The 13,566-nt window shown below is 67.7% G+C and carries 10 protein-coding genes and 1 pseudogene; 5 read left to right on the top strand and 6 right to left on the bottom strand.

Going from position 1 to position 13,566, the window contains the following annotated elements:
- Positions 1-434: 434 nt before the first annotated feature.
- The 5 genes from B551_RS02995 to B551_RS02975 form a co-directional block, all read right to left on the bottom strand.
- Complete coding sequence (locus B551_RS02995) at positions 435-1,286, bottom strand: EamA family transporter (RefSeq protein ID WP_006576943.1); 852 nt, start codon at positions 1,284-1,286, stop codon at positions 435-437.
- Positions 1,283-2,416, bottom strand: coding sequence for a 2-aminoethylphosphonate--pyruvate transaminase (locus B551_RS02990; protein ID WP_006576944.1), 1,134 nt, complete (start codon positions 2,414-2,416; stop codon positions 1,283-1,285). Before B551_RS02990 ends, B551_RS02995 begins: the two co-directional genes overlap by 4 nt.
- A gap of 74 nt (positions 2,417-2,490) precedes the next feature.
- Positions 2,491-4,248 carry a putative 2-aminoethylphosphonate ABC transporter permease subunit gene (locus B551_RS02985; protein WP_023263458.1) on the bottom strand — a complete coding sequence of 586 codons (1,758 nt, stop codon included), beginning with the start codon at positions 4,246-4,248 and terminating at the stop codon, positions 2,491-2,493.
- Complete coding sequence (locus B551_RS02980) at positions 4,245-5,354, bottom strand: putative 2-aminoethylphosphonate ABC transporter ATP-binding protein (protein ID WP_006576946.1); 1,110 nt, start codon at positions 5,352-5,354, stop codon at positions 4,245-4,247. Before B551_RS02980 ends, B551_RS02985 begins: the two co-directional genes overlap by 4 nt.
- 155 nt (positions 5,355-5,509) lie before the next feature.
- Positions 5,510-6,541 (bottom strand): putative 2-aminoethylphosphonate ABC transporter substrate-binding protein, encoded by a 1,032-nt coding sequence (locus B551_RS02975; protein ID WP_052511247.1) that lies wholly within the window; start codon positions 6,539-6,541, stop codon positions 5,510-5,512.
- A 314-nt stretch (positions 6,542-6,855) separates the two neighbouring features.
- Here B551_RS02975 and B551_RS02970 point away from each other — a divergent pair, with 314 nt between their 5' ends.
- The 5 genes from B551_RS02970 (at position 6,856) to gdhA (ending at position 13,078) form a co-directional block, all read left to right on the top strand.
- Positions 6,856-7,590, top strand: coding sequence for a phosphonate utilization associated transcriptional regulator (locus tag B551_RS02970; protein WP_023263457.1), 735 nt, complete (start codon positions 6,856-6,858; stop codon positions 7,588-7,590).
- 78 nt (positions 7,591-7,668) lie between these two features.
- On the top strand, positions 7,669-8,958 hold the full coding sequence (phnA, locus tag B551_RS02965; protein WP_006576949.1) for a phosphonoacetate hydrolase: 1,290 nt from the start codon (positions 7,669-7,671) through the stop codon (positions 8,956-8,958).
- A gap of 58 nt (positions 8,959-9,016) precedes the next feature.
- Positions 9,017-10,480, top strand: a complete 1,464-nt coding sequence (phnY, locus tag B551_RS02960; RefSeq protein ID WP_023263456.1) for a phosphonoacetaldehyde dehydrogenase — start codon at positions 9,017-9,019, stop codon at positions 10,478-10,480.
- Between the two features lie 374 nt (positions 10,481-10,854).
- Positions 10,855-11,610: a DeoR/GlpR family DNA-binding transcription regulator gene (locus tag B551_RS02955; protein WP_006578527.1), complete on the top strand. Its 756-nt coding sequence runs from the start codon at positions 10,855-10,857 to the stop codon at positions 11,608-11,610.
- A 124-nt stretch (positions 11,611-11,734) separates the two neighbouring features.
- The gene (gene gdhA / locus B551_RS02950) at positions 11,735-13,078 is read left to right on the top strand and encodes an NADP-specific glutamate dehydrogenase (protein WP_023263455.1); all 1,344 of its coding nucleotides are present in this window, start codon (positions 11,735-11,737) and stop codon (positions 13,076-13,078) included.
- A gap of 252 nt (positions 13,079-13,330) precedes the next feature.
- Here the strand turns inward: gdhA and B551_RS26395 are convergent.
- Positions 13,331-13,566: pseudogene (locus B551_RS26395) on the bottom strand (hypothetical protein); the annotation flags it as partial.

Here is a 13,566-nt window from a genome sequence, read left to right as displayed (position 1 = left end):
GGCCGCGCCGGCCTTGGCGGTCCCGCGCGCGCGCGGAGCAGTCGCCGCGGCGGTGGTGGCGGTTTTCAAAGCGATTCCTCCGTTCCGGAAAACGAGACAAGGCGATTGTACTTCCGGAAGGGGCAGGGGTGCCAGGCGGGGGGCAGGGGCACGCGCCGGCCCTCTCCCCCACCCCTCTCCCGCCCGCGGGAGAGGGGTGCCGGGTTCGGATGTAGCAGTCATGTCAAGCCCCCAGTTCGCTGCTCTCTCCCGGGAGAGAGCAGCCAAGTCGCACGCAGCAGTCACGTCCCGCCACCGGCTTGCTCCGCTCTCCCGCTTGCGGGAGAGGGGTTGGGGAGAGGGCGGCAGCCAAGTCAAGCCGCTGGTTTGCTCCCCTCTCCCGCTTGCGGGAGAGGGGTGGGGGAGAGGGCAGCAGCGTCCCCATTTCCCACGTCCTACCTCGCCAGCTGCAACGTCACGATCCCCGCCAGCACCAGCGCGGTCGCCAGTAGTCGCCGCCGGTCGAACGGCTCGCGCAGCAGGAAGTAGCCGAGCAGCGCGGCGAAGATCACGCTCGATTCGCGCAGCGCGGCCAGCTTGGCGACCGGCGCCAGCGTCATCGCCCACAGCATCAGCGCATACGAGCCGACCCGGTTGATGCCGCCGATCCACGCGCGCTTCCACTCGGTGCGCAGCAGCGTCAGCAGCGTGCGGCCGCGCCGGACCGCCGCGTAGCCCGGCATGAACAGATGCGACAGCGTCTGCAGCCAGACGATGTACGAGAACACCTGCCCGTGGCGCTTGACCGCGGTGCCGTCGATCACGGTGCCGCCCGCCAGGCACGCGCCGGCCAGCAGCGCGAACCCCATCAACTGCGGCGATTGCGTGCGCCACCGCACCAGGCTGACCAGCCCGCAGCAGATCAGCGCGATGCCGGCGTAGCCGCCGGGACCGAGCCGCTCGCTGCCCATCGCGAGCAGCAGCAGCGCGACCATCATCGGCGCGCAGCCGCGCATCAGCGGATAGGCCTGGCTGAAGTCGCCGCGGTTGTAGGCGGCCACCAGCGACAGCTTGTAGACGACCTCCAGGCAGACCGTCGCCAGCAGGAAGGGCCAGACCGCCGGCGCGGGCAGCGGCACCAGCAGCAGGAAGGGCAGCGCCGCCAGCAGGCAGAACGTGTCGATCAGCGCCATCGACGACAGGCGGTCGCCGCCGATCTTGACGATCGCATTCCAGGAGGCGTGCATCACCGCGGACAGCATCACGGCGACGAACGCCATCCAGTGGAAGTCGGCGGGAAGGGTCATGCCGCCTTGGCCAGCTGCGCCGCCATGTCGATGCCCATCTCCTGCAGCGTCAGCCCGATCGCCGACACCACGTTGCGCATTTCGTTGTCGTCGATCGCCCCGATGCAGCCGACGCGGAAGGTCTCGACCTGCGTCAGCTTGCCAGGATAGAGGATATAGCCGCGCTCGCGTACCTTCGCATAGAAGGTCTTGAAGTCGTAGCGCGGGTCGTCCGGCGCGTGGAACGTCACGATGATCGGCGCCTGTACCTCGGGACGCAGGAAGGGGCGGAAGCCCAGTTCGCGCATGCCATCGACCAGCGCGGCGCAGTTGCGGCGATAGCGCTCGCCACGCACAGCCTGCCCGCCCTCGGCCAGATACTGGTCCAGCGCCGCCCGGAAGGCGGCCACCACGTGCGTGGGCGGCGTGAAACGCCACTGCGTGGTCTTCTGCATATAGGCGTACTGGTCGTACAGATCGAGCGCCAGCGAATGGCTGTTGCCCTGGCTGGCCTCCAGCACGTCCTTCCTGACCAGCACGAAGCCCATGCCGGGCACGCCCTCGATGCATTTGCCGGTGGCCGCCACCAGCGCGTCGAACGGCATCGTCCGCGCATCGATGTCGATCGCGCCGAACGAACTCATCGCATCGACAATCAGGCCCTTGCCGAGCCGCGCGCACAGCTGCGCGATCTCCGGCAGGGGATTGAGCACGCCGGCGCCGGTCTCGCAATGGACCTGCGCCACATGGGTGATCGACGGGTCGGCGGCCAGCGCGGCCTCGATGGCCGCCGCGCTGGCGGGCTGGTCCTCCGGGATGGCCAGTTCGACCGCGGCGCGGCCGATCGCCTTGCAGATCTTCAGGATGCGCTGGCAATAGGCCCCGTTCTGCGGCACCAGCACCTTGCCGTCGCGCGGCACCACGTTCGCAATCGCCGCTTCGACGGAAAACGTGCCGCTGCCCTGCATCGGCACGCAGACATGGGTGCCTTCGCCGTGCACGATGCGAATCAGATCCTCGCACAGGCTGCCGGTGATGGCGTTGAAGGCGGCGTCCCACGACCCCCAGTCGCGCAGCATGGCTTGCTTGGTCGCGAGCGAGGTGGTCAGGGGGCCGGGCGTCAGCAGAATGGGGTCGTTGCCGCGAATCATGGTCGAATCTCCTGGCAGGGTGTGGCGGAGCGGGAATCGTTTGTCATCGTTTGTCGTGGTTTGCCGCCGAGGGCTCAGTCGCGATCACCGGCGCCGCGCCATGCCTGTGTGCGGCGCTCGAGCCAGCGCTGCAGGCCGTGGTACGCCAGGCAGGCGGCGGCGCAGGTCAGCACGACCAGCGTCGCCATCGCCGCGGCCGGGCCGATATCGCCGGATTCGTCGAGGTTGACGATCTCGACCGAGGCCAGCTTGGTATCGGCGCCGTACAGGAACACCACCGCCGACACGGTGGTCATCGCGTTGATGAACAGGTAGCGCGAGATCTCGACGATCGCGGGCAGGCAGGCCGGCACGGTCACGCGCAGGAAGGTGGTGTAGAACGGCACCTTCAGCGAGGCGGAGACGGCCTCGAACTCGCCGTCGAGCTGCTTGAGCGCCGTCACCGCGGTCAGATGGCACGACGCGTAGTAATGGACGATCGTCACCAGCACCAGCATGCCCAGCGTCTGGTACAGGACATGGAGCGGATTGGCGGCCGGCACGAAGAAGAAGATGTAGCCCAGCCCGAGCACCAGCCCCGGCACGCCCATTGGCAGCACCGCCATCAGCCGCACGAAGCCGCGCAGCCACTGCAGGCCACGGGTCTTCTCCAACAGATAGGCGGTGGTGAAGATGAAGACCGGACCGACCAGCGCGCAGGCCAGCGCCAGCTTCAGGCTGTTGAAGTACGAAGCGACGACGCCGCCTTCCACCAGTCCGAGCCGGTAGTGGTTCAGCGACAGCGAGAAGTCATAGGGCCACAGCTTGACGAACGACGCGTAGACCGCCATGCCCATCACGGCAACCATCAGTGCGGCGACCATCCAGCAGAACGTCGCCATCGCGGCATCGAAACGGCGGCTGCGACGCGGCACGTAGGGCACCGAGCGGGCCGACATCTGTGCCATCTGGCGGCGCTGCACCCGCGCGTCGATGCAGTAGGTGATCAGTACCGGCACCAGCAGCATCAGCGCGACCACCGCGCCCCGCGAGAAGTCCTGCATGCCGATCACCAGCTTGTAGATGTCGGTGGCCAGCATGGGGAAGTTGCCGCCAATCACCTTCGGGATGCCGAAGTCGGAGATCGCATAGGTGAATACCACCATCGAGGCACTGATCAGGCCATAGCGCGCGGCGGGGATCGTGATCGTGAGGAACTTGCGGACGGTCGACGTGCCCAGCGCATCGGCCGCTTCGTACAGCCTGGCATCGGTCAGCGACAGCGCCGTGATCAGGATCATCAGCGCATGCGGGAAGGTGGCGAACACCAGCGCGCCGACCACGCCGAGCGGCCCGTAGATCTGCACGCCGCCCATATAGGACTTGAGCAGTCCCTGGTTGCCGAACCAGAAGATGAAGGAGATTGCGGCCAGCAGCGACGGTGCCAGCAGCGGAATCAGCGCGAGATTGCGCAGCAGGCCCTTGGCGCCGATGCGGCTGCGCGTCAGCGCATAGGCGAAGGTAAAGGCCAGCGGCACCGTGATGGCGGTGGCCAGCGCCGATACCCAGACGCTGTTCCAGACCGAGTGCCACAGCGCCGGCGTGGCCAGGTATGCGCGGAAATGCGCGATGCCGGCCAGCGTGCCGTCGCGGTTCTGCACGCTCTTGGCGAGGATCATCACGATCGGCGCCAGCACGAAGCACAGCAGCGCCAGCGCGGCGGCGCACAGCAGCGCGTGCGCGATGCGGTCGGTCCAGTGCGTACGGACCGTGCCGAGGACGGTGCCGGGCGCGAAAGCGGGGGATAGCGGCGTGACAGGCGGCGCGGGCGCCTTCGACAGGAGCAGGCTCATGGCTGGCGGAACACTCGCAGGCGGTCGGCGGGAATGGCCAGGCGCAGCGGATCGCCGGCGCTGGGACGCAGTTCGTGCAAGTCGTTGAGCGACAGGTCGGCATAGAGCGGCGCCGCGGTGGCGCCACCGTCGGCCAGCTTCAGCGTCAGCCGCGAGAACGCGCCGAGAAACTCGATCTTGTCGACGGTGGCGTCGAGCACGTTTTCGCCCTGCTGGTCGCAGCCGCGCACGCAGACATCCTCTGGCCGGAAGAAGACCTGCACGGTGTCATCGGTACCGCAGCCCGGCGGCGCGATGCATTGCAGGCGCCGTTCGCCCAGCCGCAGATGGCCGTCGCTGTCTACCGTCGCGGGCAGCATATTGGTCTTGCCGACGAAGTCCGCCGCGAACGGCGTGGCCGGGCGCTGGTAGATCTGCGCCGGCGTGCCGATCTGCTCGATCGCGCCGTGGTTCATCACGACGATGCGGTCCGCCATCGACAGCGCTTCTTCCTGGTCGTGCGTGACCAGGATCGTGGTGATGTTCAGCCGCTGCTGTAGCGCGCGAATCTCGCTGCGTAGCCGCACCCGCACGCGCGCGTCGAGCGCGGACAGCGGCTCGTCGAGCAGCAGCAGGCCGGGCGAGGTCGCCAGCGCCCGCGCGATCGCCACGCGCTGCTGCTGCCCGCCCGACAGCTGGCCGGGATATTGCGCGCCGCGCTCGGGCAGGCCGACCAGGGTCAGCAGTTCGGCCACGCGCGCACGCTGCTGCTCGCGCGGCATGCGCCGGTTGACCAGCCCGTAGGCGACGTTGTCCGCGACCGTCAGGTTGGGGAACAGCGCATACGACTGGAACACGATGCCGTAGTCGCGCTCCATCGGCGGCAGCGTCGAGATATCACGCCCCGCCTGCATGATGGTGCCGGCGGTCTGCGATTCGAGGCCGGCGATGATCCGCAGCAGCGTGGTCTTGCCGCAGCCGGACGGGCCGAGGAAACACAGCAGCTCGCCCTCGCGCACGTCGAGGTCGACATGTCGCAGCGCGGTGAAGCCGTCGGCACCGCCGAACCGCTTGTGGATGCCTTTGAGGCTCAGATAGCTATCGTGCCTGCTGGGGGACGTGGACATGGATGTGGGCTCCATCGGGTCGGTTGCGGGCGGTGGCGGCTCGCGACGAGCGCGTGCTTTGCGTCGTTCCCGCGCAGGCGGGAATCCAGCGTCTCCGAGAGTCGCTGGGTCCCCGCTTTCGCGGGGACGACGAGCGCCGGAAGACCGGACGCTGCTTACTGCTTTTCGGCCTTGGCGCTGTAGCGCTTCTGCCATTCGGTCAGCACGCGCTCTCGGTTCTTCGCGATGTAGCCGAAGTCGTTCTTGACCAGCATCTTTTCGTAGCCGGCCGGAATCGTGTCGATCTTGCGGGCCACGCCGGGGTAGGCCACGATCGCCCAGTCGCGCGCGAACAGCTCGTTGGCTTCCTTGCTGGCCAGCCAGTCCAGATAGCGCTGCGCGGCCTCCTGCTTTCTGGTGCCCTTGACGATGGCCGCGGCCTCGATGTCGTAGCCCAGTCCTTCGCGCGGGAAGATGATGTCGATCGGCGCGCCGGCGGCCTTGGTCTTGTGCGCGCGCAACTCGAACGAGATGCCGATCGGGAATTCGCCGGCGCCGGCCTGCTTGCACGGCTTCGAGCCGGAATGGGTGTACTGGGCGATGTTCTCGTGCAGCGCATCCATGTACTTCCAGCCTTCCTGCTCGCCGAACAGCTGCAGCCACGCGGTCACGTCGAGAAAGCCGGTGCCAGAGGAGACCGGGTTGGGCATCACGATCATGCCCTTGTAGATCGGCTTGGCCAGATCGCGCCAGGTCTCGGGCCTGGGCAGGTTGCGCTTCTTCGCTTCGATGGTGTTGAAGCACACCGTCGCGCCCCAGACGTCGAGGCCGACCCACGAGGGCGGCGTCGCCTTGTCGCTGTAGTCGCGCGTCAGCCGTTCGAAGCCCTTCGGCGTATAGGGCTGGAGCATGCCTTCCTGCTTGAGCAACTCCAGGCTCGAGGCGGCGAGGCCGGCGATCACGTCGGCCTGCGGGTTGGCCTTTTCGGCGAGCGCCTTGGCGGTGATCACGCCGGTCGAGTCGCGCACGTACTTCAGTTCGATATCAGGGGCGACCTTGGCGAAGCCCTCGGCGTAGGGCTTCAGCGTCTCGATTTCCCAGGCGGTGTAGACGGTCAGCGTGGTCTTCTGCGCGAACGCGGCGCCGGTCAGAACAAGGGCGGCCGTGGCGGCGAGGGCTTGCTTGGCAAGTGTCATGGCGGTTCTCATTGTGGGGCTCCTTGCGGCATTGTATGTGCCATGTTGTGTCAATTTGGTGAATTACGTGCAGTGCCACACGAAGCCATGCACCACCTTGAATCACCGCGAAACCCTTGTGTAGCAACACCTGCAAGACATATGCCCATACGGAGCCGCGCTTTTTTCTCCGATCCAGTGCTCCGCGGCGTCTTGGTTTGTTGACAATATACAAACCGCTTGCTTTAATCGCAACCAGCAAATGCACGCACGCCGGCCGGTCTTGGCGGACCGCTGAAACGCCCTGCGCCGCGTGCAACGCCATCCCCAGCAAGTCAGGAGTGTTCATGTCCCGCCAAGCGCCGCTGTCCAGCGAAATCGAGATCCTGCAGAGCCAGTCGCTGACCTCGCTGGTGCAGCGGGAGCTGGAGCGGCGCATCACCGCGGGCGAGCTCGCCCCGGGCGACAAGCTCAACGAGATCGAGCTGGCCAGCGAGCTCAACGTGTCGCGCGGCCCGGTGCGCGAGGCCTTTCGCGCGCTCGAGCAAGCCGGGCTGCTGCGTACCGAAAAGAACCGCGGCGTGTTCGTGCGCTCGGTGTCGCTGCAGGAGGCCGACGAAATCTATGCGTTGCGTGCCGTGCTGGACGAATACGTCGGCCGGCAGCTGGCGCAGCGCATCACGCCCGAAGCGCTGCGTGAGCTGCGCGCGATGATCGAGGCGCTGGGCGCCGCCAGCGCGGCGCGCGACCTCGACGACTATGCCCGGCTGAACTTCGCCTTCCACGATCGCATGGTCGAACTGGCCGGCAATGGCAAGCTGCTCGAGACCTATCGACGCCTGGTCAAGGAATTGACGCTGTATCGCCGCGAGGCGCTGTCCGCCGCGCCGACCGCGATGCCGGCCTCGACCCGGGAGCATCGCGACATCGTCTCGGCGATCGCGTCGCGCGATCCGGAGCTTGCCGGCCGGCTGATGCGCGAACACGTCGAACGCGGCCGCGCCCGGCTGCACGCGGCGGTGCAGGGCCAGGCCGGAGCCGACACGGCGGCGCCGGCCGACACGCCTGCAGGCTCCGCCTGAATTGATCACCGGCTGGCGGCGCCCGGTCCCTGCCGGGCGTCGTCCGACCCTTAGCTTCCTCCGTCCAGGACCACCGACATGCCCGCCCCTCGCTCCGACTCCTCGCCCGGCAAGCCCGCCGTGACCGTCAACCAGCGCACCTACCGATGGATGCAGCAGCCCGTCGTCGTGGTCTGCGTCGACGGCTGCGAGTTCGACTATCTGGAAGCGGCCGCCGCCAGCGGCAGCGCGCCGTATCTGAAGCGGCTGCTGGCCGAGGGCGCGGCGTTCCGCGGCGCCTGCGTGGTGCCGACCTTCACCAATCCGAACAACCTGTCGATCGTCTGCGGCGCGCCGCCGTCGGTGCACGGCATCTGCGGCAACTACTTCTTCGATCGCACGGCCAATGGCGGCCGCGGCGAGGAGGTGATGATGAATGACCCGAAGTACCTGCGCGCCGGCACCATCCTCGCGGCCTTCGCCGAGGCGGGCGCCAGCGTCGCGGTGGTCACCGCCAAGGACAAGCTGCGCCGGCTGCTGGGCCATGGGCTGCGGGGCATCTGTTTCTCGTCGGAGAAGGCCGACCAGGCGAGCGTGGAAGAGAATGGCATCGACAATGTGCTGGAACTGGTCGGCATGCCGGTGCCCAGCGTCTACAGCGCCCAGCTGTCCGAATTCGTGTTCGCCGCCGGCGTGCGCCTGATCGAGACGCGGCGCCCCGACCTGATGTATCTGTCGACGACCGACTATATCCAGCACAAGTTCGCCCCCGGGTCGGACGGCGCCAACGCCTTCTACGCGATGATGGACCGCTATCTGGCGCGGCTCGACGCGCTGGGCTGCGTGGTCGCGCTGACCGCCGATCACGGCATGAATGCCAAGCACGACGCCCGGACCAAGGCTCCGAACGTGGTCTTCCTGCAGGACCGGCTCGATGCCTGGCTCGGCCGCGGCGTGGAGCAGGGCGGCGCGCGCGTGATCCTGCCGATCACCGATCCCTATGTCGTCCACCACGGCGCGCTCGGTTCGTATGCGACCGTCTATCTGCCCGACGATGCGGACGCCGGCGCCGCCGCCGCGTTGAAGGCCAAGCTAGGCGATATCGAGGGCGTCGATGCCGTGCTCGACAACGCCGAGGCCTGCGCGCGCTTCGAGCTGCCGCCCGATCGCGTCGGCGATCTGGTCGTGATCAGCGGCAAGCATGTGGTGCTGGGAACCAGCCGCAGCCGCCACGACCTGAGCGGGCTGGACGCGCCGCTGCGCTCGCACGGCGGCGTGTCGGAGCAGACCGTGCCGCTGCTGTTCAACCGCCCGACCGCCGGCATTCCTGGCAAGGCGGTGCTGCGCAATTTCGACATCTTCGACGTCGCGCTCAATCATCTGCATTGATCCGCCCGCATCTCGCCGGGGTCGCGACGATCCCGCCCGCACCCACGGAGCCCCGAACATGAACGCCCCACAGTTCCCCGCCGCCCAGGTCAGCCCGCACTTCCGCGCCGAGGCGCTGCGCATCGACGGCGAGAAGGTCGTGCGCGACCGCGTCATCGAAGTGCGCAATCCCTACGACGGCACGCTGGTCGGCACGGTGCCGAAGGCGACCGTCGAGGACGTGCGGCGCGCCTACGCAGTCGCGCGCGCCTATCGCTCGACGCTGACCCGCTACGAGCGCGCCGCGATCCTCGATCGCGCCGCCGCGCTGCTGCGCGAGCGCACCGAGCCGGCCTCGGACCTGATCACGCTCGAGTCCGGCCTGTCGAAGAAAGATTCGCTGTACGAGATTGGCCGCGTCGCCGACGTGCTGAACTTCGCCGCCAACGAGGCGCTGCGCGACGACGGCCAGATGTTCTCGTGCGACCTGACACCGCACGGCAAGAAGCGCCGCGTGATGACGCAGCGCGAGCCGCTGCTGGGCGTGATCACCGCGATCACGCCGTTCAACCATCCGATGAACCAGGTCGCGCACAAGGTCGCGCCGTCGATCGCCACCAACAACCGGATGGTGCTCAAGCCGTCCGAGAAGGTGCCGCTGTCCGCGTACTACCTGGCCGATCTGCTGGTCGAGGCCGGCTTGCCGCCGCAGATGCTGCAGGTGCTGACCGGCGATCCGGCAGAGATCGCGGACGAGCTGATCACGCATCCGGCAGTGGACCTGATCACCTTCACCGGCGGCGTGGCGATCGGCAAATACATCGCCGCCAAGGCCGGCTACAAGCGCGTGGTGCTGGAGCTCGGCGGCAACGATCCGTTGATCGTGATGGACGACGCCGACCTTGACCGCGCCTCCGACCTCGCGGTGCAGGGCTCGTACAAGAACTCCGGCCAGCGCTGTACCGCGGTCAAGCGCATGCTGGTGCATCAGGCCGTTGCCGCGCGCTTTACCGAGCTGGTGGTCGAGAAGACGCGGGCGTGGAAATTCGGCAACCCGATGGACCGCGGCGTCGACATGGGCACGGTGATCGATGCCCAGGCCGCGGCGCTGTTCGAGGCGCGCGTCAACGAGGCGGTGGCGCAGGGCGCGCGGCTGCTGATCGGCAACCAGCGCGACGGCGCGCGCTATGCGCCGACGGTGGTCGATCGCGTCGATCCGGCGATGACGCTGGTGCGCGAGGAGACCTTCGGCCCGGTCTCGCCGATCATCACGTTCCGCGACATCGACGAGGCCATCCGCATCTCGAACGGCACGGCCTTCGGCTTGTCGTCGGGCATCTGCACCAACCGCATCGAGGACTTCACACGCTTTGCCAACGAGCTGCATGTCGGTACGGTCAATCTGTGGGAGGTGCCCGGCTACCGCATCGAACTGACGCCGTTCGGCGGCATCAAGGACTCGGGGCTCGGCTACAAGGAAGGGGTGCAGGAGGCGATCAAGAGCTTCACCAACCTGAAGTCGATCACGATGCCGTGGGGGTGAGGGCCTGGGGCGGGCGGCAAGGAACCACCCCCTCTCCCCAGCCCTCTCCCCCTGAGGGGGAGAGGGAGAAAAAGAATCGGCCGGAACGTAAGGCGTCGCGTCGGGTAAGGCGTCGCGATCGATTTCCAGCGGTTTTCTCGCCTCTCCCGCTCGCGGTAGAGGGGGGAGAGGGGGGAGAGGGAGAGCACAATCGGCCGGAACGTAAGGCATCGCGTTGGGTAAGGTGTCGCGATCGATCTCCCGGCGGTTTTCTCCCCTCTCCCGCGAGCGGGAGAGGGGCGGGGGAGAGGGCAAGCGGCGTGCGCCGTTGCCACCACCGCCTGTCACAACGCTCGGCTAAAATCCCCGCACCTTCCACAAGCCCCGGAGCGCCCGTGCTGGCCGAACAACGGCAGAAATTCATCCTCGACCAGCTTGCCGCCAGCGGCGCGCTGCAGATCAGTCAGCTGGTCGGCGAGCTCGACGTGTCGCGCGAAACCATTCGCCGCGACCTCAATGCGCTGGCCGCGCGCGGCCTGCTGGTGCTGACCCATGGCGGGGCGCTGGCACCGAACCGCGCGGAGGCCGATACGCAGACGCGGGCGGCCGTCAATGCCGAAGGCAAGCGCGCGATCGGGGTACGGGCCGCCGAGCTGGTGCCCGACGGCGCCTCGGTGATCATCGACTACGGCACCACCACGCATGCGGTCGCGCAGGCGCTGCTGGGCCACCACAACCTGCTGGTCTATACCAACGACCTGTCGATCGCGCTGCTGCTCGGCCGCCGCAACGGCAACCGCGTGGTCATGCTCGGCGGCGAGTTGCAGGACAACGAGGACGCCACCAACGGCTGGGACACCGTCGAGCAGCTGTCGCGCTATCACGCGGACTTTGCCTTCATCGGCATCGGCGGCATCAGCAACGACGGCGAGGTCAGCGAGTATTCGCGGCCCGCGGCCGAGCTGCGCGGCCGGATGCTGCTGTCGGCCAGCGTGCCCTGCGTGGTGGCCGACCATACCAAGTTCGGACGCCATACCGGCGTGCAGGTCAGGCACTTCGACAAGGCCGCCTATCTGATCAGCGACATGGCCCCCGAGGCCCCGCTGGCCGACGCCCTGAAGCGCCGCGGGCCGGCGCTGCTGATCGCCTGAAGCGGGTCCCGGGACGGACGGGTGCGCATTTTTTCGCTCAGGGTCATAACACTTTTGACTGTCGAAATTCACCGTTTCGGTGCTAAAGTCGCGCTCCGACTCAAGAAAATCGACAGAGACAGCCGTGAGCCTTCCGACCCTCGATGCCTTCCTTGCCGGCGTGGCCCGGCGCGATCCTGACCAGCCCGAGTTCCAGCAGGCGGTCAAGGAAGTGATGATGACCCTGTGGCCGTTCGTCGAGCGCAACCCGCGCTACGCCGACCAGGCCCTGCTGGAACGGCTGGTCGAGCCCGAGCGCGTGATCCAGTTCCGCGTGGCATGGACCGACGACCAGGGCAAGGTGCAGGTCAACCGCGCCTTCCGCGTGCAGCACAGCTCGGCCATCGGCCCGTACAAGGGCGGCATGCGCTTCCATCCGACCGTCAACCTGTCGGTGCTCAAGTTCCTCGGCTTCGAGCAGACCTTCAAGAACGCGCTGACGACGCTGCCGATGGGCGGCGGCAAGGGCGGTTCCGATTTCGATCCCAAGGGCAAGTCGGACGGCGAGGTGATGCGCTTCTGCCAGGCGCTGATGACCGAGCTGTATCGCCATCTCGGCGCGGACACCGATGTGCCGGCCGGCGATATCGGCGTGGGCGGCCGCGAGGTCGGCTTCATGGCCGGCATGATGAAGAAGCTGTCGAACCAGTCCGCCTGCGTCTTCACCGGCAAGGGCCTGGCCTTCGGCGGCAGCCTGATGCGTCCCGAGGCCACCGGCTACGGCACCGTCTATTTCGCGCAGGAGATGCTGCACCGGAGCGGGCGCGACTTCGACGGCCAGCGCGTGCTGATCTCCGGCTCCGGCAACGTCGCGCAATACGCCGCGCAGAAGGCGATCGAACTGGGCGCCAAGGTGCTGACGGTGTCCGATTCGGGCGGCGTGCTGCACTATCCGGAAGGCATGAACGACGAGCAGCTGGCCGCGCTGATGGAATTCAAGAACGAGGAGCGGGGTCGTCTGTCGGACTTCGCCGAGCGCGAGGGCTTGCGCTTCGAGGCCGGCCGCACGCCGTGGCATGTGCCGGCCGATATCGCGCTGCCGTGCGCGACGCAGAACGAGCTCGATGGCGAGGATGCCAGGCGGCTGCTGGCCAATGGCGTGTTCTGCGTGGCCGAGGGCGCCAACATGCCGTCGACGCTGGAGGCGGTGGACCATTTCCTGGCCGCGCGCATCCTGTACGCGCCGGGCAAGGCCAGCAATGCCGGCGGTGTCGCGACGTCGGGGCTGGAGATGTCGCAGAACGCGATGCGGCTGTCGTGGCATCACGCCGAGGTCGACGCGAAGCTGCACTTCATCATGAAGGACATCCATCAGAACTGCATCAACCACGGACGCAAGGACGACGGCTACGTCAACTATGTCGAAGGCGCCAATATCGCCGGTTTCGTCAAGGTGGCCGACGCCATGCTGGCGCAGGGCGTGATCTGACGACAGGGGCGGCCGGCGCCGGCGATGTAGCTTCTTACCCGTCTTGCCGCCGCGCCGCTTGCGGCGTGGCAATTCTGCAAGCCCGTGTAAGAACGCGCCGTGGTAGCGAAATTCCCACGCGCACCCGTCGGATGTCTGTCGTCCCCGCGCAGGCGGGGACCCAGTGACTTTCAAAGACGCTGGGTCCCGCCTGCGCGGGAACGCGAGCTGCTTGTCGCTATACAAAGCGGGCCTTCGGGCCCGCTTTGCTTTTCAGCCGTCGGCTACCGACCCATTGGCGGCCGGAATGGCTCTTGCATCCTGCTGCTGGCGCGGCCGGCATAGCGTGACCAGCGGCAGCGCGAGCCCGAAGGCGACATAGACCAGCGCCAGCGACCACGGCGACAGCCGCCGCTCGAAGCCCGGCGTCAGCCGTTTCGGCGTCAGGCGCAGGTCCACCACGCAGGCCGCCGCGGCGACCGCGAGGCCGGCCAGGATCGCCGGCGCCG

This window comes from Cupriavidus sp. HPC(L), assembly GCF_000307735.3.
Taxonomy (GTDB): domain Bacteria; phylum Pseudomonadota; class Gammaproteobacteria; order Burkholderiales; family Burkholderiaceae; genus Cupriavidus.
The sequence above is the reverse complement of the archived record's forward strand: the minus strand, read 5'-3'. Positions and strand labels throughout refer to the sequence as shown.

What these genes read in the sequence shown, in the direction of transcription:
- B551_RS02985 (WP_023263458.1), bottom strand. Translation starts at nt 4,248, where the DNA reads ATGAGCCTGCTCCTGTCGAAGGCGCCCGCGCCGCCTGTCACGCCGCTA.
- B551_RS02970 (WP_023263457.1), top strand. Translation starts at nt 6,856, where the DNA reads ATGTCCCGCCAAGCGCCGCTGTCCAGCGAAATCGAGATCCTGCAGAGC.
- phnA (WP_006576949.1), top strand. Translation starts at nt 7,669, where the DNA reads ATGCCCGCCCCTCGCTCCGACTCCTCGCCCGGCAAGCCCGCCGTGACC.
- phnY (WP_023263456.1), top strand. Translation starts at nt 9,017, where the DNA reads ATGAACGCCCCACAGTTCCCCGCCGCCCAGGTCAGCCCGCACTTCCGC.
- B551_RS02975 (WP_052511247.1), bottom strand. Translation starts at nt 6,541, where the DNA reads ATGAGAACCGCCATGACACTTGCCAAGCAAGCCCTCGCCGCCACGGCC.
- B551_RS02990 (WP_006576944.1), bottom strand. Translation starts at nt 2,416, where the DNA reads ATGATTCGCGGCAACGACCCCATTCTGCTGACGCCCGGCCCCCTGACC.
- B551_RS02980 (WP_006576946.1), bottom strand. Translation starts at nt 5,354, where the DNA reads ATGTCCACGTCCCCCAGCAGGCACGATAGCTATCTGAGCCTCAAAGGC.
- B551_RS02995 (WP_006576943.1), bottom strand. Translation starts at nt 1,286, where the DNA reads ATGACCCTTCCCGCCGACTTCCACTGGATGGCGTTCGTCGCCGTGATG.